Genomic DNA, 25,326 nt, shown 5'->3' on the forward strand with positions numbered 1-25,326 from the left:
AGTGATGGGATGTCCCATTTCTTCATTGGAATAAAAAAGACCGCTTCTGCGGTCTAAAAGTCAACGGGCATTCCCCCGAAGGGCGGTTTATTGGAGGTGGATAGAACGGGAGATGAGGGTGAAGTGGAGGTTGGCATATGTTCAGCTTCCATCCCCCTTTGTCGCTCTCCCCTGCCAGCGGTAGGTGTTGAAAATACCGACTGTGCAAGGGCTCCTCCCGGGCTTCCACCACTTGTCAGATGAGCAAACAGCAGATGTTTGACCAACCCGCTGAAGTTCACATCCCGTCGATCGATGTATTCCAACAGCATCCGTTGTGTACGATCCCGGGGATTAAAGCTGACCAAGCGATGAACCCGACTTTTTCCCTCATATGGATCAGGCATCGATCAGGCTCCTTCCCACCGCATAAAAACCTTCCACATTGGCAAACATCGGATTTTCCGCAGCAAAGGCAAATCCGAACCCGATTCTTTTCAAGGGCTCCTCAAGAGGCGCCGCATTCCCCCCGATGATCTTCACTCGGTCAGAGGGATTCCAAGATTTTCCCACTTCGGAGACAATTTGGCCCGCCATCACATCCGCATCGGCGCCACGCACACTGTCCCATCCCAATGGAATCGTACCGGACTCTCTCCCAATATACGTACCATCCTGAAAAGTGGCATAGTTGGTGGTACGGGCACCGGGATCGAGGATCCGGATCGTACCTTGTTCCGGTTGGGCAAAAAAACTGGAGGCACATTCAAGGGCCAGGCCCACTTTTTCGATGGTTATCTCCCGATGGATACCGTTCACGGTGAGATCATGTTTCCCTTCCAGTAATCGTTTCACGCCCGCACGTTCCTTCTCATCCGTATACAGGTTGATCGGCAGACCGGTCATCACTTGACAGCTCCCCGCAACCCCTGATTTGAACACAGCCACGAGGACTTCCAACAAAGTCTGTTCATGAACCTTCGATTCCGTCATCAAACGTTGGGGATATCCTTCCCGCTGAGCCAGTTCCCCGATGAAGTAGGCTTTGCCCTTGTATCGGACCTCCAAATCCCCTTCCAGAAACTCGCGATGACCTTCAATCGCCTTACTGACAGCACTGGGGAACCAAAAAGTTCCTCCTTCTTCCTTGTATTTCACTTTTGTGCCATGACGACCGGCATCCACCGCTACCAACTGAGAAGACATCGATTCACCACTCCTATTATGTAATCATGGGAGTTTTACATTTGTATATACAATTGCAAATCCAAACTAAGTTTGTATATACATTTGATTATACAACAGCCTTTGGATTTCAGTCGACTGATTTTTCCGGCATGGCCATCCCTCTTCCATGGACCGAAAATCCAGGGTAAAAAAAGACCGCCATACCGGCGGTCCGGGCATCTAATGATTGGAGAGAAATCCCTGCTGATCAGGATATGATCAGCCGTCCGTTCCCTGCTGTCTCCGTACCAACTCCTGAACGATAAAGGAGGCAACGTCGGGGGCGAGGGAGCCGGGTCCAAACCCGGCATCATACCCCAACTCCAGGGCCATCTCATGATTGATGCGAGGGCCACCGCAGATGAGGATCAACTTCTCCCTCAAACCTTCCGCCTCGGCCAATTCCACCAACTGAGTCAGATTGGCGATGTGAATCCCTTTCTGAGTCACCACCTGGGATACGAGAATCGCATCTGCCTTCAGTTCAATCGCCTTGGCCAACATCTCCTCATTGGGCACCTGACTGCCCAGGTTGTAGGCGTCGATTTCGGGGTAGCGCTCCAATCCATATTCTCCGTCATATCCTTTCATGTTCATGATGGCATCGATCCCGACCGTATGGGCATCGGTGCCGGTGCAAGCGCCGATCACCACCACTTTTCGCCCGATCCGCTTCCGGATCCATTCATTGATCTGGTAAAAATCCATCCGGTCGGATTTCACTTTGGGAACGCGGATCCGGGTGAAGTCCACCCGATGCATGCATTTTCCGTAAACGATAAACCAGGTGTACCCTTCCCCCAAGTCGGCCATGTGATACACTTGGGGATCCTCCATCCCCATTTGAGCCACCAGCTGCCGGGCCGCTTCCCGGGCTTCTTCGCCGCAGGGCACCGGGAGGGAGAAACTGAGTTGCACGGCTCCATCATCCATTGTATCCCCATAAGGTTTAATTCGCCTCAAGTCCACAGCCATGTGCCTGTTCCTCCTCCCGTCGGGGAAGTCCGATCCGTTTTCTCAGCTCGGTCTCCAAGGGGTTATAGTAATCTTCCCCTTTCTCCAGCACACCGGAGAGTCCTTTGCCTCCGGTCCGGCTCCGTTTCACATCTGCCAGCATCCCCCGTTCCAAAGCGGTGAACAGGCCGATCTTTTCCACATCCTCCAACATGGCGACCGCCCGATTCAGCACCTCCTGAGCTCTCTGTTCTATCCGTCCCCCGGGTCGGAACAAGATTTCCTCCCCTAAATGACGGGCATTGTTAAAAATGTATTGTGCATTTTCAATCGCCAGTTTCCGGTCATGGATATGAGGAGTATGCATCGCTTCCGTCATCATTCCGAGGAGCTGCACCCCTTGGCCCGTCATGATGCTGACCAGGTTAAACATCGCATCCTGAAGGTGTCCTTTAAATATATTTCCGGTCATGTGTTTGGTCGGAGGCATATATTTCAACGGAGCCTCAGGAAAGATCTGACGTGCCATCTGGGCTTGAGCCAGTTCCAATAAAAACCCGTCCTCCAGCTCTGGGTTGATCTCAAAGGCATGACCCAGTCCCATCTGTTCCGGCGGAAGACCGGACTGAAGGGCGAACTGCTCATTGATGAATTGAGAGGCGAGCACGGTATGTGCCGCTTCCACGGCATCGGCGGTGGTAAGATAGTTATCTTCCCCGGTATTGATCATGATTCCGGCATATGCGTTAATCATGCGGGAGAAAGCTTGGTCGATCAAAGTCCGTTGCATATTGATATCCCGAAACAGGATCCCGTAGAGGGCATCGTTGAGCATCACGTCCAGCCGTTCCATGGCCCCCATAGCGGCAATTTCCGGCATGCAGAGGCCGGAGCAATAGTTACAGAGACGAATATACCGTCCCTCCTCTTCCCCCACTTCATCCAGCCCTTTCCGCATCAATCGAAAATTTTCCTGGGTGGCGTAGGTTCCGCCGAATCCTTCCCGGGTGGCACCAAAGGGAACATAATCGATCAAGCTCTGTCCTGTGCTCCGGATGACAGCCACAATATCCGCTCCCTGACGGGCGGCAGATTTCCCCTGAATCACATCCTCATAAATATCTCCCGTGGCCACAATCACATAGAGGTAGGGCTTCCTCCCTTCCCCCAATCGCCGGATCCGCTCTTCCCGATCCTTCCGGTTGGCAGCAATCCGATTCAATCCCGCCGCAGCCAACCGGCTCCCTTCCCGGCGGAGGGCTTCCCCGTCACAGCGGGAAATCGATGTCAGGTCCAGGGAACCTGATGCCACTCGTTCCGCCACCTGCTGTGGGGTCAGCCCGTATTGGACTCCGGCGTTCACTACCCAGAATGCCGCTCCCTTTTCCAGCTCCCCTTTTTGCAGCAAATGATCTATCACCACATTGGGAAGGGGGACCCCCTCGGAATCCACTCCATCTACCCCCATCAACCGCAGGACGGTCCGTTCCACCGCTACCGTCGTCCGCTTTGCGATAAATTCGTCCATATCTGCGGCAATCCGGGTCGCCGCAGTTCGGGCCCGGGCAATTTGCGACGGATCCAACCGCAATTTATCTCTCATTCCGTAACCCCCTTGCTCTTCGTTGCTTTCCCACCTTCTGTCGCGGTTTGCCCGAGACGGCGCTGCGCATCCTGCAAAATCCCACGGGGAAGTCCCAACAGGCCGGCGATGGTGAGTGCATCCCGGGGTACGGGTTCCCCCTCCCAGGGGATGAGCCGGTAATCCATCCCCTCTGCCAGGATTCTTTCCCCCTCTCCATTCGAAGGAGGAAAGGATGAGGAACCTAAATCTCGGGACAGGCCCATCACCCTGTATACCCTCGCCTCCCCAACTTCAAGCACCTCCCGAAAGTGGGTCACCTGCAGCGAACGGTTGCCGCATCTTGCCAAGTGACCGGTGAGAGCCGCTGACAAAGCCGCCCCCTCCACCGGATTGGTGCCCCGGCCCACCTCATCAGCCAACAGTAACCCTCCTTCCGGGAGAGAAAAGGTGTCGGCGATCCGCCGCACCTCCGCTCCGAAGGTGCTGAGCCCGGATCGGGAATCCTGGCCATCCCCGATCACCGCGACAATCCAGGGCACCAAAGGCATGGAGGAACGGCAGGCTGGTACCAAAAATCCGTATTGCCCAAGGGCTGCGATCAGGCCCACCGTGGTGAGCGCCACGGTTTTTCCGCCCATATTGGGACCGATGATCACCGTAGCCCCCTGTCCCACCTCTACATTCACCGGGGTGAAACTTCTCCCCTGCTGCTCCAGGGTTTCGGCGACCAGGGGATGAACCCCTCCTTCGATTCGGTAGGATTCTCCCGGAAGGGGACGGGTGCCATCCCATCCTTCCGCCGCCTGCATCCGTGCCCATTGCAGATCCAGATGAGCCATCTCCTCCACGGCCTCCGCAAGGAAGGGAAGTTTGGGTTGGAAAGAGGCGACGAGGCGGGTCAGAATCTCCCGCTCCACCGCCTCCAGTTCTTCCTTTGCCAAGTTCAACCGACGTATCGCTTCTGTCTCCTCCCGGGTGGGAGAGGGTCGACAGATCACTTCAAAGGGGGTCTCCCGCACCCGGAGCACCCGTGGATCTTCCAGTATCTTTTTTAGGAGGGGGGAGTGACGGTCCACCACCCATTCCCCCTCCCGGTTTCGCCGCAGCGGATAGTCTTCCTCCACAACCGTTGCCGCTCGTTCCCTGGCTTCTTCCGCCCGTCGCTCTTCCTCGTCGCGGCGGGATTGAAGCGGGCCCAACCTGGGATCCAAAGCCGGGGTCAGCGCAAAAGCGGCGGAAGGGACTGAACCGGGATCCATCAAGGCGATCCCCTCCCGCCACTCCTCCTCCTGGGTCCGAAACCGAAAATCAGGTGCCGCCTCCGGGATCCACTCCCGCAACAACCTGCCCTGCCACAAAAATTGCTTCAGCCTGAACCAATCGGACACCTTTGGAGTCTCCCTCCGCTCCAACATCCGGAGAACGGCAGAGGGATCCGGCAACCGCTTCAGAAGCTCCTCCACCCGCCTCCCCCAATCCGCCCGGGAATTCCGGGCTGCCCGTAACCCTTCCTGTTCCGCCAGCGACCGCTGCCACTCCTTCTCCTCCCCCGGCATAAAAGGAGAAAGTGACTCTTTGGCACGCTGCCCCATCGGGGTTCGGGGCTGAAAACGGGACCAAATGTCATACCAGCGGAGGGACCGCCCGGTGTCCTCGTCCATCCACACTTTCATCCCCCGCTATCCCTTAAATTTCATGATCCGGGAATCCGCAGATCCCGAACCGCATCAAAGACAGGAACCGGTTCACAGATTTGAGCCACTTGCGCTCTCATCCCCGCCGGGTCGAAGGCATATCCGTCGGGGGAAACCGGGTTGATGGCAACAGCGGCCAACCGGATTCCTTTTAAGTAGGAAAGATGGCCTCCCTTCCTGTAAAACTTACGCAGTGTGGACAGGGAGACAAAACAACGGGTGGGGTCCCTTACCGTCAAGGAGAGAGGGAACCCCAAACTCATCAAAAATTCCAACCCCCGGTCCGTAAGAGAGCCGGGCAAGGCCAATCCCGCCCAACTCTTCCCGGCCAGAGCTTCCCGAACCGACTCCTCCAACAACAGGGAAGATGCGGGCAACACCTCGATGCGTCCTTCCCGCATCCCCACCAGACTGTTGTTCGACCTGGCGATCTCAGCAGCGGATCGGACCAACGGGTTTCTCGCCTCGGGAAGGGTGAGGAGGCGAATCATCTCTTCCGTTCGTTGCAGAATCAGATCTAATGACCGTCCCATGGCAGCGCCGACCACACAGACAGTCGCATCCGTCACCCAGGGGCTGGCCGCCGCCTTCCGGTCATAGGCTCCATCCACCCATACCATCCCGGCTCCCAGGTCACTCAGACGGCTCACTACCTTCCGCACCCCGTCGCTCCGGGTCACCCCTGCCAGTTTGACCGTTGTCCGGTGACGAGCGCGGGCCAGGATGACGGGGCCCAAGGGGGATTGAAGAGGGGTCGATTCCACCAGCTCCCAATCCCCGCCCCGGACCTCCAGCAGGGAAGCCGCTGTCGCAACCAATCCCCCCGCCGGAACCCGAACGGGAGGCTTCTCCCGCAGACTCCAGACATCCCGCTCTTCCCCATCCACCCCGATGCTGACAAAACCGGGGAGTAAGCCCTTCTCCTCGCCCTCTTTCGCCAAGGTGTTCAGCACTGTCGTCTTGCCTGCGTTTTTGGACAGACCGACGACAGAAAGAGAGCGGACCCCTTCCTCTGCCAACCGCTTCAGCATCGGGGTCAGGCCTTGGTTGCTGGAGACTTTTTCGGCACTTTTTTCTTCTTCCGTTCAAAATCTCCGCGACGTTCTTCCCGGCTCAACACCTTGGGCTCCAGGTTGATCCTCTCATCCGCCATCAGGGAGGTGATCCCGATATTTTTCCCGGCACTGGCCCGGCAGTACTCGCAATTTTCCGCATCGTGCTCTTTATAATTCTGTGGTTCGGGGTAGGAGGTGATCACCCCTTCAAAGTTCCGCAGGATGGTCTTTTGTGAGCTTTGAGAGATCACATAGTTGGGGGCCACCGGGATTTTGCCACCGCCGCCGGGGGCATCCACCACAAAGGTGGGCACCGCATAGCCAGAGGTATGACCCCGCAAATATTCCATAATCTCCAAACCTTTGGAAACCGGGGCGCGGAAATGACCGATCCCTTCGGACAGGTCGCACTGGTAGATATAATAGGGGCGGACCCGGATTTTCACCAGCTCATGGTTCAGCTTCTTCATAATGTGGGGACAGTCATTGATCCCCGCCAGAATGACCGCCTGGTTGCCCAGGGGAACACCGGCGTCAGCCAACATTTCACAGGCCCGCTTCGCTTCCGGTGTGATCTCCTTCGGATGGTTGAAGTGGGTGTTGAGCCAGACCGGGTGATATTTTTTCAGAATATTGCACAGATCCTCGGTGATCCGTTGGGGAAACACCACCGGTGCCCGGGTTCCGATCCGGATGATCTCCACGTGGGGAATCTCCCGCAGGTTTTTCAACAGATACTCGAGAATCCGGTCATTGACTAACAGACCGTCCCCGCCGGAGAGAAGCACGTCCCGCACTTGCGGATTACTCCGGATATAGTCGATACAGGCATCCATCTGCTTTTTGGGGACGCCCATCCCGATCTGGCCGGAGAAACGACGACGGGTGCAGTATCGACAATACATGGAGCACTGGTTGGTGATCAGAAAGAGAACGCGATCCGGGTAACGGTGGGTCAGGCCCGGCACCGGGGAATCGGTGTCTTCCAACAAGGGGTCTTCCATATCGTATTTCGTCTGTTCCAGTTCCGTGGACAACGGGACCGACTGCATCCGGATCGGACAGGTCGGATCCTCTGTATCCATCTGCAATGCATAGTATGGGGTGATGTTGAGCGGGATCGTCTGATGGGAAATTCCGACGCCTCCCACCTCGTTTTCCTTCAAGTGGACCACTTTTTTCAGATCATCCAGCTTGCGGATGGTGTGGGTCAGCTGCCACAACCAATCATTCCACTGTTCTTCGGTCACATCTTTCCACAGCTCCACTTCACGCCAGTCCCGCGCCATATAAATCCCTTCCTTCCTTGATAAGTTTAGGTGATCCTTTCAGCAGGTCGACACATACCGGGATTCAAAAAGTGCCCTCAGCTCCGGCGATTCCCGCAGAAGGTTGAGCGCCAGATCCGCATGTCCTGGAGCAAAGCCGTTCCCAATCATCATCTGGACATCTTTGCCCAACCCTTCCGCTCCAAGGGCCGCCTGAGTGAACCGGACCGCAGTGCTGAAATAGTAGACGATTCCCCTCTCCCGGGTGGCCAAGACAGCTGATAACTCTGTATCCGGAACATTCACACAGTTAAAGGTCACATCAGACAAACAGCCCCCGGTGGCAGTCTCCACCGCTTCCAGAACCGACACCGGGTCCTTGGCATCCACCTGGATCACCTGATCGGCCAGTCCCAGGGAACGGAGCTCCTCACAGGCGGCCCCCCTGGATTCCAAAGCGAGGACGATCCCTTCCGTCCCCACTTGTTTCCGGGCCTGATACAAGGTGAGAAGCCCCGATTTCCCACCGGCCCCCAGCACTGTCACCCTCTGTCCCGGTTGCACCAACCGGGCGGCCTGGGCCGGTGCTCCGCACACATCCAAGACTGCCAGAGAAAGACTTTCCGACAGATCCTCCGGCAAAACGGCAAAGGAACCGCTGGCGAACAGGACTGCCTTTCCCCGGACTTCCACTTGTCCTGTCGCCAGATCGACCGACTCAATGGAATCCAGCACCAGCGGGGTCAAACTGAGAGAGACCAACGTGGCGATCCGATCTCCTGGACGGATCTTTCGATCGGGAAAGGCGGAGCCCACCTCTGCCACCTGTCCGATCATCATCCCTCCGGAGCCGGTGACCGGGTTGTGCATCTTTCCCCGCTCCCGCACGATTTCCAGAATCCGCTTCTTTACTCCGGCCGGATCCCCGCACGCCTCTTCCCTCAGTTGATTGAAGGAGGCGGAGTCGATATTGAGGCAAATGGCATCGATCAGAAGTTCATTGTCATAACAGACCGGTTCCGGATCCAGCTTCCAGGCGGGCTGCGGTAGCAACCCCTTGGGTTGGACCACCCGGTGCAATCCGAACCGGTTCCCTTTCCTGTGACTGCTTTTGTCTTCCAAACCATCACCCCCATCCGTCCCTGTTTTTAGAAAGCAAAAAGTATGCCATCTTCAGAAAGCGGGTAATGGCGGGAATTTCTCTCACACCTCAAAAAAAGAGATGCCGAAAAATCGGCATCCACAAGGGAAATAAAAAATTTTTTTCTGAAACAGAAGTGTTTGTTCTCCTGTACATCCACTCACCGGTTCGGGTTCAGGCCCAGTCTTCGCAACTTGTACTGCAATGTTTGGCGGGGAATGCCCAGGTGTGCCGCCGCTCGACGCACATTGTTGCCGGTGGTTTTCAAAGCCCGGCGGATGGATTCTTCTTCCACCCGTGACAGCAGGAGAGGAAGGGGAAGATTCAGGTCCATATCCCGGAAGAGCTCAAACTTTCCCTCTCTTCTCCCAGAATCGGTCAGGTGACGGGGTAGATGCTCCAACTCGATCCGATCCCCCTCCACCTGATTCATCGCCCCTTCAATGGCGTGTTCCAGTTCCCGTACATTTCCCGGCCAACTGTAATCGGCAAACAAATTTTCCACTTCTGTCGACACTGCTGTGACCAAGGTCTCAAAGCGATAATTGTACTTTTGGATGAAGTGGCGGGTGAGTAGGGGGATATCTTCCCGCCGCTCCCGGAGAGGAGGAATTTCCAACCGGACCACATGGATCCGGTAGTATAGATCTTTCCGCAGCCTCCCCTCTTTCACACTGGTTTCCGGATCCTCGTTGGTGGCCGCCAAAATCCGCACATCCACCGGTCGTGTCTTCACATCCCCCACCCGCCGCACGGCACCATCCTCCAGCACCCGGAGCAGTTTGGCCTGCAGATCGACGGGCATGGCATGGATCTCGTCCAAAAAGAGGGAGCCCCCCTCCGCCAGTTCAAACAGACCCGGCCGGTCCTCGGCGCCGGTGAAGGCCCCCCGCACGGTTCCGAAGAGGATCCCTTCCAGCAGGGAAGAGGGGATGGCAGCGCAGTTTTGGGCGATAAAAGGCCCTTTGCCACGGGGGGAAGCGGAATGGAGGGACTGAACCAACAGCTCCTTCCCCGTCCCCGTCTCCCCCACCACCAGCACCGGTGACCGGGTGGCAGCCGCCCGTCTGGCCCGATGGATCTCCCCTTTCATCACAGGGCTTTGGGTAAGGATCTGCTCAAAGCGATATAATCCCCTGCTGACAGATCGCTTCCCTTCCACCGGGGAACGCATCCTCCGTTCCAGATCGATCACCTTCTCTGACAGCTCTTGGATCCGGGTGATATCCTTGGACACCTCCATCGCCCCCACCCGCCGGCCCTCCACCAACACCGGCATGGTGGAGTTGACGGTCACGATCCGTTTCCCGTGACGGTTGGTGTAGCTCTGTTGCTGATTGTAAATCGGCTCCCCGGTGCGGATCACCTTCAACAGGGTACTCGTTTTGGGTGTGAGGGAAGGGAACACCTCCAACAGGTGGCTCCCCAGAACCTCCCCTTCCTCCATCCCGTCCAAACGGGCGGCAAACTGATTGTAAAAGACGGTTCTTCCCTCAGCGTCCACCACATGTATCCCTTCATCAATCCCTTTCAGCACCTCCCGCAACACCTTTTCCGTAAAAGAGATCTCCTCCATGCGTCTCCCCCCTGACCTGTGCCGAATATTGATCACCGGTGTGCCGAAAATTCATCACTTTGATTATATGCAAAACATTGGTTATAGTCTATTTTGATCACATCCTCTGTCACAAGATATCGTTGTGAAAATGTCATCACAGGAAGGGTTGGGTTTCACATGGAGTGATTTTGGATCGCAAGAAATGTGAAGCCCAATCCCGACCGGCCCGGCCGGCACTCATTCAACGCTTCAAGGGATCACTCAGTACACGGAGGGATTGGGATGGCTTGGACACGTGAAGAACGGGAAGGAGTCCTGGAAGAACTGTGGCCGATGGTGAAGGATGGTCAGCGGGAGATGAGGGAACGCCTGGAAGCCGCCCTCGGAATCATCGAGGCCCACTGGAACGAAAGCTTTGAACACTACTATGACCGGGATTGGGAAGAGCGTCATCCCACCTTTAAGGAGTATGGAGCGGGTTTTCTGGCTCATCACCTGGATCTCTTTCCCCGGGAAGTGGCACCGGCTCTCCTCCACCACTTGGGAACCGATCCGGATTTGCTCGTCCCTGGCCACACCCTGTGGGCGCCCCCGGGAAGTCCGGAACGGAAAGAGATGGAGGGTGAATGAATGCGGAGGCCGGCCATGCCTTTCTCCAAAGTGACATCGGTCGGTTCCCTGCCTAAATCAAGTATTGCGTCACCAAGGTCTCCCCGACTCTCTTTGAAAAAGAAAAGGGCTCCCGTGGCGGAAGCCGGAAAAATCACCGGGGAAACATGGGTGGATTCAAACTTGTACAGCAGCAGATCCGGAGGCCAAATCGCGTACAAACAGTCAGATATCACCGATACCGGGAGCTAATCGCATAAAAAGCGGGTTTGCATGATCACCTCCTGAAGAATGGATGATGAAAATCCGACACACTCTGAAGTGAGCTGGTTGATCAACGAAAAACATGCATTGGAAAGGGTGTCGTGTGTACTGTCTTGGCGAGACCGGGTGGGAAACGGCTCAGGCCGGACTTATGCCCTGCGGGGGCGAGTCACCTGAAACAACACGATCACCTCATCCCATGTGGTCAATCATCCTGCCTGACCCGGAGTGAAGGAGATGTGGAGTGGAATTTGATCATCTGTCGGACGAATCACCCGGGTTTTTTCGGGCTTAAGGGGGGGGTGATCCGGACATCCTCTTGATGATTGCCCGAATTTCAGCGGCAGATTACGTCGGACCGGCCCGGCACCGGACATCCACTTTTTCCACTCCTTTGTTCCCCGGCTTGATTTGACCCGGCCTGACTTCTTCCTCTTGCATATCCAGACTGTCCACCGGAAATCGGATCCCCACCCTTTCTCGATTTTCCACCTCAGGGGCTTTCGATTGAGCATACAGATTGAAAGGCAACAAGGTGGCCGTCATCAAAATAAACATGGCCATCACCGCCCATCGCAACAGTTTCACGATCTGAACCCCCTTCTCCTCAATCAGTTCAACTTTTCCATATCATACCTTTTGTCGTTTCAATCTTTCAACAGATCAGGAAAAAGGAATCCCCCTCATCAGCGGAATTCCGGAGGCCCGACCGGGAGGGGTCAGATGGTCCATAAGGACAGGAATATGAAAAACAACAGCCAAAGTGCTTTGGTCAAGGCGATGGCCATTCCAAGCAAAAATATCATAGGCTCACCTCGCAACCCGGTTTCCCGGAGTAGACATCCGGCTCGACCGGGCGGTTGCCGGTATTCCTCAATTCCGGCTTCACATTATGAATATGCCGGATCGATCCGTAATGGAAAGGGCTGAACAACGACAAACGGGGGAGGAAAACACCATATGAAACCATCACAAACCAAGTATCGACTGGGTTGGGGAACCGCACAAAATCATCACTCCAAGGTCTGGTTCACTTTGACTGAGGAAGCTTTGGGGGAAGTCTTTTATCCGGACCTCGCCTCTCCCCGGTTCCGCCGATTGCAGTGGACAGTCGCCGATGGGTCCATCCCTCTTCAGAGTGCTGCCCAACAGGTGGAACCGGTGGAAGAACACTCTCTTGCCTTTCGACAACTCCTCATGGACACCGACCGACGCTTGAGGGTGAATCAAACCGTGATCACCGACCCGCTTCGTCAATCTTTGGCACTCCGGGTTCAACCGAATCTCCCGTCGGCCTCCCCCGGAGATCTCCACCTTTCTCTTCAGCTGACAGGGAACAACCACCGACTCCGAATCGATTCTATCGGGGGACGGCAAGCTCTCATTCTGCAGGAAAAAGAAGGAGCAGTCACCGTTGTCGCCTCCACCGTCCCATTGGGAAGTCCGGTGCAGGTGACAGAGGCAGGAATCCTGTCCATCCCCATCCATCCTGGGAAGGAAGACGGGTTCACCCTTGTCCTCAGTTTTGGTGAAACAGAAGCCAAAGCAGTGGAAGAGGCGGAAGGAACCCTGCGCTGCCCCTGGCCTGAACTGTTGGAATCCTACAATCGGGACTGGCAGCTCTACTGCCGCAAATTGAACAGCCTGGAGGGATGGGCGCCTCCGCTTTATTACCAAAGCCTGATGCTGTTCCGGGCACTGGAGGATAAAAAGGAACCCGGATCTTTCCGCGCCGGGTTTCCGGAAGACGCAGCCGATTCTTCTGTCCAGACACTGATTCCGCTCCTGACTGCCTTCTGGGCAGCAGGGGAACTGCAAACTCCCAAACGGGCACTCAAGTATCTACTCTCCCGGAGACAGCAGGCGGATGGAGGTTTTCTCCCCCCATCGACGGCGGGGAACCCATCCTCTCCGGAGGAGACCGCCTGCATTATTCAGTTGGCCTGGCAGTTGGAAGCGGTCCGTCTCTTTGAAAAAGGGATTCGGTCCGCTGCCGATTCCCTGGTGAAAAGTGGTGGAACCACGCCCCCGGAAACAGGGATCGCCGCCCTGATCTGTGCCGCCGATCTGGCGGAATCCCGCGGCGATAAATCATCCGCGCGCCGCTATCGGGAAACAGCCGACCGTTGGCTGAAGCAGCAGATCCTCCAAGCGCCGGAGTCATTCAAGGTGGAGGAATTGATCCGACACGTCCGGATGGGAGTGCGACCGGCGAGAGATCCCCTGGTGCGGACTGCATTGGAAAAGAACCCCTCTTTTGGACAGCCCGGGACGGAAAATGGGCAGCGGCTGATCTCCATCGGAGAGAGAGCCCATTATGAACTGTTGCTGGACCGGGATGTGACTTCTTATCTCTCTGCCATCGAGACTCTGGCGGAAAAATGGGGGTTGCTGCCGGAAACCGAACAAGGGGGGACCCTTCCCGACCTGGCCGCCCACGCTGAATATGTCCGCCTGTTGGTCTCCCAGAGCTGGGGAACCCCCTGTGACCTCGCCCCCGTCGTGGCGGAACGTTACGCCAACCACCCACCGGCCACATCCTGAGTGTAGGATCGAGTAAGAGAGGGCGACTAACCCCCGTCTTCTCACACCACCGAACGTACCATTCGGTATACGGCGGTTCCACTGCGTCTGACGAAGGAATTGGGTTCGACGAGCGACACTCAGAAGCCCTTGGTCTTGCCAATAGGCAAGGTCAAGGGTTTGGTGTAGAATAGGGCTCTTTGCGATGCGCCAGTATTTCCTCCGGGTGTTGCCCCACTTATCGGCCTTCCCTTTCGGAATGCCCATAGAAATAAGCTGGCGTACCCGAGTCTTCAGCCGTTTCCACTCTTTCCAGCGGATCATCCGAAGGCGCCTTCGCAGCCATTCATCCAAGCGCCGAAACACCGTTGGGGTTTCCGCCAACTTGAAATAGCTACACCAACCCATGAGGTAGTGGTTCAGTTCCTGAATCCGCCGGTCCATGGGAATGGGGCGACTGCGGGATGTCAGTTGACGGATTTTATTTCCTTGGCGATCCGGATGCGAGGTTGTTGATGCGATGTGAAGGAGAATCCAAGGAAGCTCCGCTTCCATGTGCGGTCCACCGCACTTTTCCGCCGATTGACCTTTAAACGAAGTTTCTTCTCGAGAAAGCAGGTCCTCGAGTCTTGGATGCGTCGTCCCGCCTTCTTCGTTTTCACGAAGATTTGGCAGTCATCCGCATACTGGGTGAACCGGTGACACTGCTGCCTTCACCGCTCGGGACTTTCCCCCTGTAGAATGTGCCCATGCCGGGCGCGCATCAAAACCAACCCTCCATCTTTTGGAGGATTGGTGCTTTCTAACGCCCTTTCAGAAACTCCAACAATTCGGTGACCCGTCGCCGCCGGGATTCCAACGGCAGATCCCCGTATCGCTCTTCCATATAGTAGGCGGTCAGCTCCCTTGAGATCTCCCCCAAGCCGGGCTGCTCTTCACCCACCCGGTGCGCAAATTCCAACGGTGTCTCTCCCACTTGGCGGATTCTGCCTTGTTCCCACATCCTTTCGAGAAACAGGCGGTACTGTCTTCGCATCCAGGTGGGAGCCTCTTCCGGAACGGGAGGACCGGGGGACTTTCGTCTGTCGGTCCGGATAAACTGACGCACCTCTCCGGTGGTCTCTGATTCGGCGGCGATTCGGGAACGACGGATCCACCTGCGGCGGAACCAGAGGATCATCACAGTCAGTGCCGCCAGCGTGAACAAGAGGTACAGGATGTCCTGTTCGATCAGGCTCCCCCCGGAAACCGTCTGCCATTCATCAGAAAAGGATTCGGGTTCCTCCGGCTCCATTTTGGAAAAATAACGCTCCCATCCCTCCCTCCAGCCGGACCAATTGGCGAGGGGCTCAAGCAACACGCCGACCCCGTAGAAGATCCATATCAATCCCCATTTCGCCCAACCGGCAACCGTCTTCCACAAGGGACCGGTGAAAGGCAAACTCCAGAGCAGAAGCAACAGGACGCCGGTCACAAACAGATACGGCATCCCTTCTTTTACGATCAGGCCCCGGGAAACTTCCCCGGCAGCCATGGAGCAGGTCGCTTGAATCAGGGCAAACAGGCGCGTCCAGAAGAACAGCAGCAGAAGGGGAACCACTTCCCCTCCCACGTCCACTTGTTGGTTATAGATTGCTGCCAGGCCAAGAGCCAGCGGGATCAAAACCAGATCCAGTTTCCCTTCATTCAACAGCTGATTTCGAAGCTGGCGGGGATGACCGCCGGAAAGGGACTGCATCCGGCTCCATAACCAGTACCCGAGCCCCACGGCCACCAAGAAAGTCCAGAGAGAGGGGAACCCTTCGGCCATCGCCCAGATCCCCAGACCCGCCGCCATGAAGAGGCTCGGATTGACCAGTCTCACCCGGGCGACCCCCTCGCGACGGCCAAGCGTGATCGACAAATTGACCAGCAACAAACCCGCCACCAACAGAAACAGCGGTCCCGGCTCCCCCAGAGCGGAGAAGAGGGTGGCCAGGGCCGCTCCCTGACTGAGAGCCGCCCAAAGCAATAAACGTCGACCCGGTCTCATGCCGGCACCTCCTTCTGTTCTCCTACCGGCAAGGGGACCGGAATCCGGATCACATCCTGCGGGAGCCCAAAAAGATCCCACTCCCGTCCCGGTTCATCCAGGAGAAACAGGGTGAGAGGGTGTCCTTCCCCCCGCAGACGCTCCAGTCCGGCGGCGATTCGCCGATCCCAGTACCCGGTGATGACCAACAGCTGAGCCCCTGGATCCAATCTGCCGCTTAACCGATCCAACAGATGGGAAAAGGACTCCGCCGCTGTGGGGCGGAGACGCCCCAACGCCTCCTCCGTCCAGTCCAGGTGAACCGGGGAATTGCCGGGAGGGACGGACATCCCTCCGACTCCCTGCCAGGAAGCATTGCTCTCCAACCCATAGCTCAATCCCATCCCCTCCGCCTGTCGAAAAAGGTTGGCAGCCAGGCGGCAGGAAAAATCGATCATCCGGGAATCCGCTCCGATCCGATGCAACTCAAAGAACTGAAAGTTGAGAAGCAGGTGAATAGTGGTGTGGGATGTGGTCTCAAACTGCTTCACCAACCACTCATCACTGCGTGCACTTGCCGCCCAGTGGATCCATCGGAAGGGATCCCCTTCCTGCCAGGGGCGAACCCCGGACAACCGGGAGGGATCTTCCTGGTACCATCTGTGGATGACTTTTTCCCCCAGGATCTCCCGCAGTTCGGAAATGAGCTCCGCTTCCTCCAGCGGACGGGGCCGGACGAGCACTGAACACCCGGGATCCAGCTGGTACAGTCTTTCCTCCAGCCCGATCCCGTCACTGGTCTCCAACCGGGCCGGCTCCCAATGATAAAACCCTCTGCGAACGCAGGTCACTCGAAAACCGGCCTTCACCCGCTGTCGCGGTAACAGATAGGTGGCCCACCGCAAGCGCTCAGAGTCCCTCCCTTTACTCCGGAGTACGGGTGGCAAGGGTTGTTCCACCGCCACCCAGGGCAACGGCAACCAAGAGTGATTCTCCAGTTCCATCTCCACCGTCAAAGAATCCCCTTCCCAACTTGTTTCCGAAGGGATCTGGATTCGATAGGAGAGTTTTCCGTCGGTCCAGCGCCTCCACAATCGACTGTACACCCAGATGCTTCCCACCGGAAGCAACATCCACCACAGAAGACTCATCGGCTTTCCACCGACTCCCCATCCCCTTCCACAGGTACGGGGACCCGGTTTACCAGATCCCGGATCAGATCGGCGGGGCCTTGCCGGTTCATGCGGACAGAAGGGGTTAATAACAGGCGATGGGACAGGACATGGGGGGCCAGTTCCTTGATATCGTCGGGGATGACATAGTTCCGTCCCCGGATCCCGGCCAAAGCCTGAGCGGCCAACCCCAGAGCGATCAATCCCCGGGGAGAGACTCCCAGTTCCACCCCGTCCATCTCCCGGGTCTGCCACACCACTTCCAAAAGATAACCTTCCACCGCTTCGTTCATGTAAACTTTCCGGACCGCTTCCCGTACGGCCATGATTTCCGCCGGTTCCGTCACCGGGGTGACTTCCTTCGACACCTCCTCGTTTTTGGCCAACCGGAAGATTTCCCGCTCTTCTTCTGCATTGGGATAACCCATGGAGACTTTCATCAGAAACCGGTCCAACTGGGCTTCCGGGAGGGGAAAGGTCCCCTGAGATTCCACCGGATTCTGGGTGGCGATCACAAAGAAGGGGGAATCGAGCAGACGGGTCTCCCCGTCCACACTCACCTGTCCCTCAGCCATCGCCTCCAGCAGGGCGGATTGGGTCCGGGGAATGGCCCGGTTGATCTCATCCACCAAAAGCAATCGATGGAACAGAGGGCCTTTTCTGAAATAAAAGTTTCCTTCTTTCCGGTTGTAGACCGTCGTTCCTGTCACATCCGATGGCAGTAGATCCGGTGTGCACTGAATTCTGCCGAATGAGCTGTCAATACTGGCCGCCAAGGCTTTGGCCAACAGGGTTTTCCCCACCCCGGGCACATCCTCCAATAACACATGCCCCCCGGAAAACAACCCGACCAAGAGCAAATCCAACGTCTCGCGCTGTCCCACCACGGCCTTGGCCACAGCCTTGCGAATCTTTTTCGCGGTCTCCTCTATGATCATTTCCAACTCATCGCCCCCTGAAAAAATCAATATTCCCAAGCTTTACATACCGATACTACTCTTTTTGATACACTCTTACAATCTGAGAAGCACTGAAAGTGTGCAATCAGCCATGTCTTGGATCGATACCTCCCCATCACTGTACATATTCCGCTTGAGCAGTGGCCCCAAATGGCTTCAAACCCGACCGGAAAGCAACGGGCAACCACTTGTCAACTGTTGGACACAAAAACTGTCCCAAATCGGGGTATAAGGTGCTATCCTCTGTAATGAGAGCTTCGCAAAAACTTTCCATCCAACAGATCCCGTCTTTGATCCTGCAACCGATGACTCTGGAGATGACAAGGACTTGGAAAAGGTGGGTATCGGGATGTCGAGGAATAACCAGGTGATCGCATTGATCTACTCTTTTGCGGTCGCCGGTGCATTCATGGGTGCCGGACTGCTGTTCGTGGGGCCGTAAAGACGCCGTCACGCAATAAGAAGACCGGACCCGGGGGTTTCCCCGGGTCCGGTCTTCTTATTAAAGGAGGTCTAGAAGCGTTTGAGAAAAAGTCGTTCACAGGGAGGGTTGGGTTTCGTAAGAACAATAAAAAGGTCATGTGAAACCCATTCCCGACCATCCGTCCAGTACGAATTCACAACTCTTCTAGCTGGAGGTTACATCTGTTCCGGCGCGGAGACACCGATCATCCGGAGACCGTTTTTCAGTACCTGGGCCACCCCGATCAAGAGAGAGAGACGGGCGCGGGTCAGCCTCTCATCTTCCTGAATCACCCGATAAGCATTGTAATAGCTTTGCAGCTGGGTGGCCAGATCATACAGGTAGCGGACCATCCGATGGGGAGCCATCTGCTTTGCCGCCGTGACGATTTCCTCAGGGAATTCCGCCAGTATCTGCAACAGATCAAACTCTGCTTCCTCTTCCAAAGCGGACAGGCTGTCCGGATCCAGCTTCACCTCAATCCCCTGTTCCCGTGCGCGACGAAAGACACTGTTGATGCGTGCGTAGGCATACTGTACGTAGAAAACGGGATTCTCATTGGATTGGGAGACCGCCAGATCCATATCGAAATCCAAGTGGCTGTCCGGTCCTCTGGAGGCAAAAAAGTACCTGGTGGCATCCACTCCGACTTCCTCCATCAGTTCCGCCAAGGTGATCGCCTTTCCTGTCCGTTTGGACATTTTGACTAATTCTCCGCCCCGGTACAGTTTCACCATCTGGGTGATGAGAAAAGTCATCTTCTCCACATCGAAGCCCAAGGCGGCCATAGCCGCTTTCATCCGAGGCACATAGCCGTGATGATCCGCTCCGAAGATATCGACTATCCGGTCAAAGCCCCGATTGTATTTATTGCGATGATAAGCGATGTCCGGAGTGATATAGGTATAGGAACCATCCTGTTTCACCAACACCCGGTCCTTGTCATCTCCAAATTGGGAGGACTTCAGCCAGAGGGCTCCGTCCCGTTCATAAGTTTGGCCCCGTCGGGTCAACTCCTCCACACTCTCTTGGACCAAACCGGAGTCGTGCAGGGATTGTTCACTGAACCAGCTGTCAAATTGAACCCGGTATTCCTTCAGGTCTTTTTTGATCCCTTCCAACAGCCGGTCAAGCCCGTATCTGCGAATCCAAGCAAGCCGCTCCTCTTCACCTAAATTAAGCAGTCGGTCTCCTTCCTCCTCGGCCAACCGTTTCCCCAGATCGACGATATCCTGACCGCGGTATCCATCTTCCGGAAAGTCCACCTTCTGGCCGAGGGCCTCCCGGTAGCGGGCTTCCAGGGACAGGGTCATGTTGCGGATCTGGTTGCCGGCATCATTGATGTAATACTCCCTGGTAACATCATAACCCGCCGCTTCCAACACATTGCACAGAACATCCCCGATGGCCGCCCCCCGGGCATGTCCCAGGTGAAGGCTGCCGGTGGGATTGACGCTAACAAATTCCACCAACACTTTCCCCCCGTGACCGACAGAACTGCGGCCGTAGGCATCCCCTGCCTGCCCGATTTCCATCAGCACCTCACGCAGGTGGGAACGATCGATGAAAAAGTTGATAAAACCGGGTCCTGCGATGTGGATCTCCTTGACCGCCACCCGATCCCCGTTCATCCCGGCCACAATCGCTTCCGCGATCTGGCGGGGGTTTTTCTTGGCGATCCGGGCCAGTTGCATCGCCATATTGGTGGCCAGATCCCCGTGGGATTTTTCCCGGGGCACTTCCAGAACCACTTCGGGAAGCTCCTCCTCCGCAGCCAAGCCTGCCCGAAGCACTGCCTCCCGAATCTCCTGTCTCAAGTTTTCCTTCAATTGCTCCAATGCATTCATGCTTGTGCAGGCACCTCCGTCCATTGAATCAGCAACCGGTACCGGCCCATCGGCTCACAGGCCATGGCCAGCCGGAAGGAAAATTGAATCCGTCCATGTGTCCCTTTCCGTTCCCGCCGGTAAGATAAGGTATGAACTTCCATTTCCGATGTGCCCCCCGGCGTCTCCACCACACAGATGGTGGTCTCCCCCGGATGGTACCTCTGTCTGTAGGCGATCATCCCCTGCCGGATGATCGTCACCTCATCTTCGCCTGCTTTTACTGTGGTCTTCACTTCATCCGGCGTCCCCGGTTTTTCCGTATACTTTAGCACCGATTCCAAATCCCGTTCAATCAACCGGCCTTCCATCTCTTGTACAATCTCCTCGGGATCCCCGCCGTCTTCAGGGTCGATCGTGGAGATGATCGAAAGTCGAATCTGTTTCAGGGCTGATCGCTCTCCTTTCGATTGCTTTGTATCTTACCATGGGCAGCCCGCCATTACCAGTAACCTAGTGCCTCCCTCAGCAAACATGGTGTCGAAAATCACAGAAGGGCAAGGATGGGGATTTGATTCGCCTTTGCACCCATAGGGCCAGTCTCGCCCAGGTCGCCCCACTCTCTGGTCTCCCTATGCACTCTTCGTTTCCGGAAGATGATCCTCAGTAGAAACCGAGAAGCATCTCTCGGATCACTTTGGCCGCAGTCACAGGTGTCTGTTCTGTGGGATCGTAGACCGGGGCTACTTCCACCAAATCGGCTCCCACCACCTCCACTCCGGAACGGGCGATGGTGTGGATCGCCTCCAAAAGTTCCCCGGAGGTGATTCCGCCGGGTTCCGGGGTTCCCGTACCCGGTGCAAAGGCCGGATCCAGCACATCGATATCTACAGTGATATAAACCGGCCGTCCCCGGAGTCCGGAGAGCTCCTCCTTCAACGGACTGAGCACTTCAAAGGGGTGAAAATGAATCTTCTCCCGCTCCGCATATGCAAACTCCTCCCGGGTTCCCGAACGGATGCCGAATTGGTACACATTTTCCGGCCCCAGAAGCTCGGCGATCTTGCGCAGAGGAGTGGCGTGGGACAATTTTTCCCCTTCATAGTCGGTCCGAAGATCGGCGTGAGCATCCAGATGGATCACCGCCAATTCCCGGTGATATTTATAAATGGTCCGAACCACCGGCCAGGTGACCAGGTGCTCTCCGCCGATTCCCAGCGGCATCTTCTTCCGCTGCATGATCCGGTCCACAAACTCCCCGATGGCAGCCGTGCTTTTCTCCGGATTGCCGAAGGGCAGGGGGATATCTCCAGCGTCGTAATAGTTTACTTCCGATAGCTCCCTTCTCAGATAGGGGCTGTACTCTTCCAACACCAGGGACGCTTCCCGAATCCGCTTGGGACCGAAGCGGGACCCCGGCCGAAAACTGGCTGTCCAATCCATCGGCATGCCGAAGATGACAATTTTGGATGATTCCAGATCCGGACAGGCTCCGATAAACACGTTTCCCAAATAAGCTTCGTCAAACCGCATCCCTCATCGCTCCTTCTGAACCATCAATTCCTTCACAAAGCGGGGCAACTGAAAAAGAGCTTGATGCAATTCGGGAGAATAATACCGGGTATCCGGCACACGGAGTCGCTCCGGTGGCACCTCTAGAGGATCCGGTCCCTTGGATCCCAGCGTAAAGCTCCACAATCCACTGGGATAGGTGGGAATGCTGGCAGTGTACAAACGGGTGACGGGAAAAATATCCGAGATATCCCGATACACCTGTGCAATCAGATCCCGGTTAAACCAAGGGGATTCCGTCTGAGCTACCATCACGCCCCCGGTTCGCAACGCATCGAAAATCCCCTGATAGAACGGTTTCTGGAACAATCCCACCGCCGGTCCCACCGGTTCGGTGGAATCGACCAGGATCAGGTCATATTCCCCCGGATGGGCTTCAATGTGCTTGATGCCATCTTCCACCCGAATCTCCACCCGGGAATCCCCCAAAGCACCGGCAATCTCCGGGAAGTATTCCCTGGAAACCTCAATCACCCGACCATCGATTTCACACAAAACCGCTTTTTCCACAGAAGGGTGTTTCAACACCTCCCGGATCGCACCGCCGTCTCCCCCGCCGACCACCAGAACCCGCTTCGGTGACCGATGGGTGTTCATTCCCACATGGGTCAACATCTCGTGATAAACAAATTCATCCCTGTCAGTGATCATCACCATGCCGTCCAGCACGAGCATGCGCCCAAACTGTTCCGTTTCGATCACATCGATCTTCTGAAACGTTGTCTTCTCATGATGAAGTGTGCGGCTGATCTTTGCCGTGATTCCGAAGTGGGGAGTCTGTTTTTCTGTATACCAAAGTTCCATATCCATAAATTTCAACTGCTCCTTCCGATGGTCCATATCCGTTGGAATGAAAAACCTTTCCTTAGGATAATCCAACTCCCCGCCGGAGACAATCATGGATCGGTCTCCATTTCACTTCCTTTCCAACTTCCATTTCCAATTTATCAACAGCTCTGATATCCCAACTAAGATGCATAGAGGAATCACTTATCTCTCATACTACTCCATGGACTTTTCCAATCTTCCCCTTACCAGCCGCCTATGGATGAGCCTGTCAAGGAGTGGGGTCCGATGGGAGACGAACTGAATCGGTCATTGCCGGCGAAGACATCAGCCTGGGAGAGCCTCCCCCCTGAGAAGTGGTGGAGCCGGATGTTTCTGCGCTGGTTTGGATTTTGCCTGGTTGCGGGAATCAGCCTGGCGCTGATTACCGTTCTTTATCTGAAATCCAAGCCCCTGCCGCCCCCCCAACTGGGACTGACCACGCGTATTCTGGATTCCCGCGGTAATCTGATCGATACCCTGGATCACGGGGAGAGACGGGATCCCGTTCAGTTGAAAGAGTTGCCCCGATCGATTCAGGAGGCGACATTAGCAGCGGAAGATCAACGCTTTTACGAACACCGGGGGTTCTCCCCCAAGGGGATCCTCCGGGCGGTATGGATCAATCTGAAAAAGGGTCGGGTCTCCCAGGGGGCCAGCACGATCACACAACAGTTGGCCCGCAATCTTTATCTGACCCATGACCGGACTTGGTCCCGTAAATGGCGGGAAGCGGTTCTAACCACTCAACTGGAGCTCCATTTTTCCAAGAAAGAGATTTTGGAGATGTATCTGAACAAGATCTATTACGGTCATGGAGCTTATGGCATTGAGCGGGCTGCCCGGATCTACTTCGGCAAAGCGGCCCATGATCTCACCTTGGCGGAAAGTGCCATGTTGGCAGGGATCCCCCGGGGCCCTCGTTGGTATTCTCCCTTGAACGACCCGGACAGGGCCAAAACGCGTCAGGAATCGATTCTGGACCGGATGGCCCGGTCGGGTCGGATCACCACACAGGAGGCGGAAGCCGCCAAAAAAGAAGTCCTCGTCTATGCCGACCCTCCCCATCCCCAGCCGGCACAAGCCCCTTATTTTCGGGATTATGTGATTCAAGAGGCGGGCCGGTTGGGATTGGATGAGAGTCTGCTCCAAAACGGCGGATTGAAGATCTATACCACCCTCGATCTGAAGATGCAGGAAGAAGCGGAGAAGGCGGTCCATAAGTATTTGAAAAACAGCGGCGAATTGCAGGCTGCCCTGATCAGCATCGACCCGCGAAACGGACAGATCCGGGCGATGGTTGGAGGGAAAGACTACGGTCGTTCCCAGTATAACCGGGTCTTCGGCAAACGACAGCCGGGATCCACCTTTAAACCCATCCTCTATTTGGCTGCTCTGGAACAGGGTTTCACCCCCGTCTCCCGCTTTGACAGCAAACCGACCACCTTCGTTTACCAAGGTGGCAATTACCGCCCCACCAACTATCGCAATCGGTATGCCAACCGGCCGATCACAATGGCGGAAGCCCTGGCCACCTCGGACAACATTTATGCTGTCCACACCCACTTGGCCATCGGAGAGGAAAAAGCGGTCCGCATGGGCCGGCGACTGGGAATCGGAAGCCCGTTGAAACCGGTTCCCTCCCTGGCATTGGGAACGAGTGCCGTCAGCCCTTTTGACATGGTTCAAGTCTATGCCAGTCTGGCGGCCGGAGGTCTTCATCACCCTCCAGTCTCCATCCTCCGGATTGAGGACGCCGAGGGAAACATTTTGTCCGAAAGCCGACCGTCGCCGGAGCAGGTGATCACTCCTGCAGAGGCCTTCGTCATGACCCGAATGCTGGAGGGTGTCTTCACTCCGGGAGGAACCGCCAACCGGGTAAAGCAGATGCTTTCCCGGCCGGTGGCAGGAAAAACCGGAAGCACCGATTGGGATTCCTGGCTGTCCGGGTACACCCCCCGTCTGGCAACCACAGTCTGGGTGGGATTCGACCGCGGGAAAGCCCTGCCCGACGGGGCCTCCCGTCTCACTCACGGAATCTGGGGAAGTTACATGCGTGCCGCTTTGGAGGGGATCCCTCCTCAATCCTTTCAACCGCCTGCAGGGGTTGTCAAAGCAAAGGTGGATCCTGAAACGGGGGGACTAGCTAGCCCATCTTGTCCCCGATCCATCGACTACTGGTTTCTGACCGGAACGGAACCGAAGCACACCTGCAGAGCTCATCCACCACCTGCGGATTCAACCACATCCCCACCCTCCTTGTGGCAACGGATCAAAAAATGGTGGACCGGTTAAACCCGGCCCACCATTTTTGCATCTTCAACAATCATCACTGCCGCCGATCTTTCCTTCTCCATCTGCCAACAGACCGTCATTATGCAAGGCGATCAGATCCGCTCGGCTCAGTTCCTTCATGATTTCATAAAAGGTTTCCCGACGCTCCGGCGGAAGGTTTTGCACAAACCGGTTGATCTTCTCCGGAGATGCTTTGGGGGTAAAATGTGTCCCTCCGTGAAGAGCAAAGTGTCCTCCCTTGGCTTCTTCCCGTCCTTCCTGTGTCATGACAATTCCTCCTTTCTGCTTTGTAGCATGCACCGAAGAAGGAATCCACAAAGGTTGAAACCACTTGAAAAAGACACCA

General features: G+C 56.1%; 22 protein-coding genes and 1 pseudogene. 4 read left to right on the forward strand and 19 right to left on the reverse strand.

Going from position 1 to position 25,326, the window contains the following annotated elements:
* Positions 1 to 53: 53 nt before the first annotated feature.
* The 9 genes from IEV46_RS09365 to IEV46_RS09405 form a co-directional block, all read right to left on the reverse strand.
* Positions 54 to 386 carry a three-fingered domain-containing protein gene (locus IEV46_RS09365; RefSeq protein WP_188432324.1) on the reverse strand — a complete coding sequence of 111 codons (333 nt, stop codon included), beginning with the start codon at positions 384 to 386 and terminating at the stop codon, positions 54 to 56.
* A complete protein-coding gene (locus IEV46_RS09370; RefSeq protein WP_188432325.1) occupies positions 379 to 1,185 on the reverse strand; it encodes a ParM/StbA family protein in 807 nt (268 codons plus the stop codon). Before IEV46_RS09370 ends, IEV46_RS09365 begins: the two co-directional genes overlap by 8 nt.
* A 240-nt stretch (positions 1,186 to 1,425) precedes the next feature.
* A complete protein-coding gene (gene kamE / locus IEV46_RS09375) occupies positions 1,426 to 2,181 on the reverse strand; it encodes a lysine 5,6-aminomutase subunit beta (RefSeq protein WP_188432329.1) in 756 nt (251 codons plus the stop codon).
* Entirely contained in the window at positions 2,156 to 3,763 is a 1,608-nt protein-coding gene (kamD, locus tag IEV46_RS09380) for a lysine 5,6-aminomutase subunit alpha (RefSeq protein ID WP_188432332.1), read from the reverse strand. Before kamD ends, kamE begins: the two co-directional genes overlap by 26 nt.
* The gene (gene kamC, locus IEV46_RS09385) at positions 3,760 to 5,418 is read right to left on the reverse strand and encodes a lysine 5,6-aminomutase reactivase ATPase KamC (RefSeq protein WP_188432334.1); all 1,659 of its coding nucleotides are present in this window, start codon (positions 5,416 to 5,418) and stop codon (positions 3,760 to 3,762) included. The genes kamD and kamC overlap by 4 nt, the downstream gene beginning before the upstream one ends.
* 20 nt (positions 5,419 to 5,438) lie before the next feature.
* Positions 5,439 to 6,470, reverse strand: a complete 1,032-nt coding sequence (gene kamB, locus IEV46_RS09390) for a lysine 5,6-aminomutase reactivase subunit KamB (protein ID WP_188432337.1) — start codon at positions 6,468 to 6,470, stop codon at positions 5,439 to 5,441.
* 5 nt (positions 6,471 to 6,475) lie between these two features.
* Positions 6,476 to 7,783: a lysine 2,3-aminomutase gene (gene kamA, locus IEV46_RS09395; RefSeq protein ID WP_188432338.1), complete on the reverse strand. Its 1,308-nt coding sequence runs from the start codon at positions 7,781 to 7,783 to the stop codon at positions 6,476 to 6,478.
* A gap of 39 nt (positions 7,784 to 7,822) precedes the next feature.
* Complete coding sequence (kdd, locus tag IEV46_RS09400) at positions 7,823 to 8,884, reverse strand: L-erythro-3,5-diaminohexanoate dehydrogenase (protein ID WP_188432340.1); 1,062 nt, start codon at positions 8,882 to 8,884, stop codon at positions 7,823 to 7,825.
* A 179-nt stretch (positions 8,885 to 9,063) separates the two neighbouring features.
* Positions 9,064 to 10,479, reverse strand: coding sequence for a sigma-54 interaction domain-containing protein (locus tag IEV46_RS09405; RefSeq protein ID WP_188432349.1), 1,416 nt, complete (start codon positions 10,477 to 10,479; stop codon positions 9,064 to 9,066).
* Positions 10,480 to 10,743: 264 nt separating this feature from the next.
* Here IEV46_RS09405 and IEV46_RS09410 point away from each other — a divergent pair, with 264 nt between their 5' ends.
* Positions 10,744 to 11,091, forward strand: a complete 348-nt coding sequence (locus tag IEV46_RS09410) for a hypothetical protein (RefSeq protein WP_188432351.1) — start codon at positions 10,744 to 10,746, stop codon at positions 11,089 to 11,091.
* The gene (locus IEV46_RS09415) at positions 11,092 to 11,322 is read left to right on the forward strand and encodes a hypothetical protein (protein ID WP_188432353.1); all 231 of its coding nucleotides are present in this window, start codon (positions 11,092 to 11,094) and stop codon (positions 11,320 to 11,322) included.
* A gap of 360 nt (positions 11,323 to 11,682) precedes the next feature.
* Here the strand turns inward: IEV46_RS09415 and IEV46_RS09420 are convergent, their stop codons facing one another.
* On the reverse strand, positions 11,683 to 11,922 hold the full coding sequence (locus IEV46_RS09420) for a hypothetical protein (protein ID WP_188432354.1): 240 nt from the start codon (positions 11,920 to 11,922) through the stop codon (positions 11,683 to 11,685).
* A 372-nt stretch (positions 11,923 to 12,294) separates the two neighbouring features.
* Here IEV46_RS09420 and IEV46_RS09425 point away from each other — a divergent pair, with 372 nt between their 5' ends.
* Positions 12,295 to 13,878 (forward strand): hypothetical protein, encoded by a 1,584-nt coding sequence (locus tag IEV46_RS09425; RefSeq protein WP_188432355.1) that lies wholly within the window; start codon positions 12,295 to 12,297, stop codon positions 13,876 to 13,878.
* Positions 13,879 to 13,962: 84 nt separating this feature from the next.
* On the opposite strand, the pseudogene IEV46_RS18090 reads toward IEV46_RS09425, so the two are convergent.
* The 8 genes and pseudogenes from IEV46_RS18090 to speE all read right to left on the reverse strand — a co-directional run.
* Positions 13,963 to 14,558: pseudogene (locus IEV46_RS18090) on the reverse strand (group II intron maturase-specific domain-containing protein); the annotation flags it as partial.
* Between the two features lie 101 nt (positions 14,559 to 14,659).
* A complete protein-coding gene (locus tag IEV46_RS09430) occupies positions 14,660 to 15,889 on the reverse strand; it encodes a DUF4129 domain-containing protein (protein WP_188432356.1) in 1,230 nt (409 codons plus the stop codon).
* The gene (locus IEV46_RS09435; RefSeq protein ID WP_188432357.1) at positions 15,886 to 17,019 is read right to left on the reverse strand and encodes a DUF58 domain-containing protein; all 1,134 of its coding nucleotides are present in this window, start codon (positions 17,017 to 17,019) and stop codon (positions 15,886 to 15,888) included. The genes IEV46_RS09430 and IEV46_RS09435 overlap by 4 nt, the downstream gene beginning before the upstream one ends.
* Positions 17,016 to 17,978: an AAA family ATPase gene (locus IEV46_RS09440; protein WP_188432443.1), complete on the reverse strand. Its 963-nt coding sequence runs from the start codon at positions 17,976 to 17,978 to the stop codon at positions 17,016 to 17,018. The genes IEV46_RS09435 and IEV46_RS09440 overlap by 4 nt, the downstream gene beginning before the upstream one ends.
* A 660-nt stretch (positions 17,979 to 18,638) precedes the next feature.
* Positions 18,639 to 20,309, reverse strand: coding sequence for an arginine--tRNA ligase (gene argS / locus IEV46_RS09445; protein ID WP_188432358.1), 1,671 nt, complete (start codon positions 20,307 to 20,309; stop codon positions 18,639 to 18,641).
* Positions 20,306 to 20,737: a YwiB family protein gene (locus IEV46_RS09450; RefSeq protein WP_188432444.1), complete on the reverse strand. Its 432-nt coding sequence runs from the start codon at positions 20,735 to 20,737 to the stop codon at positions 20,306 to 20,308. The genes argS and IEV46_RS09450 overlap by 4 nt, the downstream gene beginning before the upstream one ends.
* A gap of 214 nt (positions 20,738 to 20,951) precedes the next feature.
* Positions 20,952 to 21,821, reverse strand: a complete 870-nt coding sequence (gene speB / locus IEV46_RS09455) for an agmatinase (RefSeq protein WP_188432359.1) — start codon at positions 21,819 to 21,821, stop codon at positions 20,952 to 20,954.
* A gap of 3 nt (positions 21,822 to 21,824) precedes the next feature.
* Complete coding sequence (gene speE, locus IEV46_RS09460; RefSeq protein ID WP_188432445.1) at positions 21,825 to 22,664, reverse strand: polyamine aminopropyltransferase; 840 nt, start codon at positions 22,662 to 22,664, stop codon at positions 21,825 to 21,827.
* A 270-nt stretch (positions 22,665 to 22,934) separates the two neighbouring features.
* Between speE and IEV46_RS09465 the strand changes: the two genes are divergently transcribed.
* Positions 22,935 to 24,980, forward strand: a complete 2,046-nt coding sequence (locus IEV46_RS09465; RefSeq protein ID WP_188432360.1) for a transglycosylase domain-containing protein — start codon at positions 22,935 to 22,937, stop codon at positions 24,978 to 24,980.
* 24 nt (positions 24,981 to 25,004) lie between these two features.
* On the opposite strand, the gene IEV46_RS09470 is transcribed toward IEV46_RS09465, so the two are convergent.
* Positions 25,005 to 25,247, reverse strand: a complete 243-nt coding sequence (locus IEV46_RS09470) for a hypothetical protein (RefSeq protein WP_188432361.1) — start codon at positions 25,245 to 25,247, stop codon at positions 25,005 to 25,007.
* Between the last annotated feature and the right edge of the window lie 79 nt (positions 25,248 to 25,326).

Source organism: Kroppenstedtia guangzhouensis (genome assembly GCF_014637345.1).
In the GTDB taxonomy this organism is placed as follows: Bacteria; Bacillota; Bacilli; order Thermoactinomycetales; family DSM-45169; genus Kroppenstedtia; species Kroppenstedtia guangzhouensis.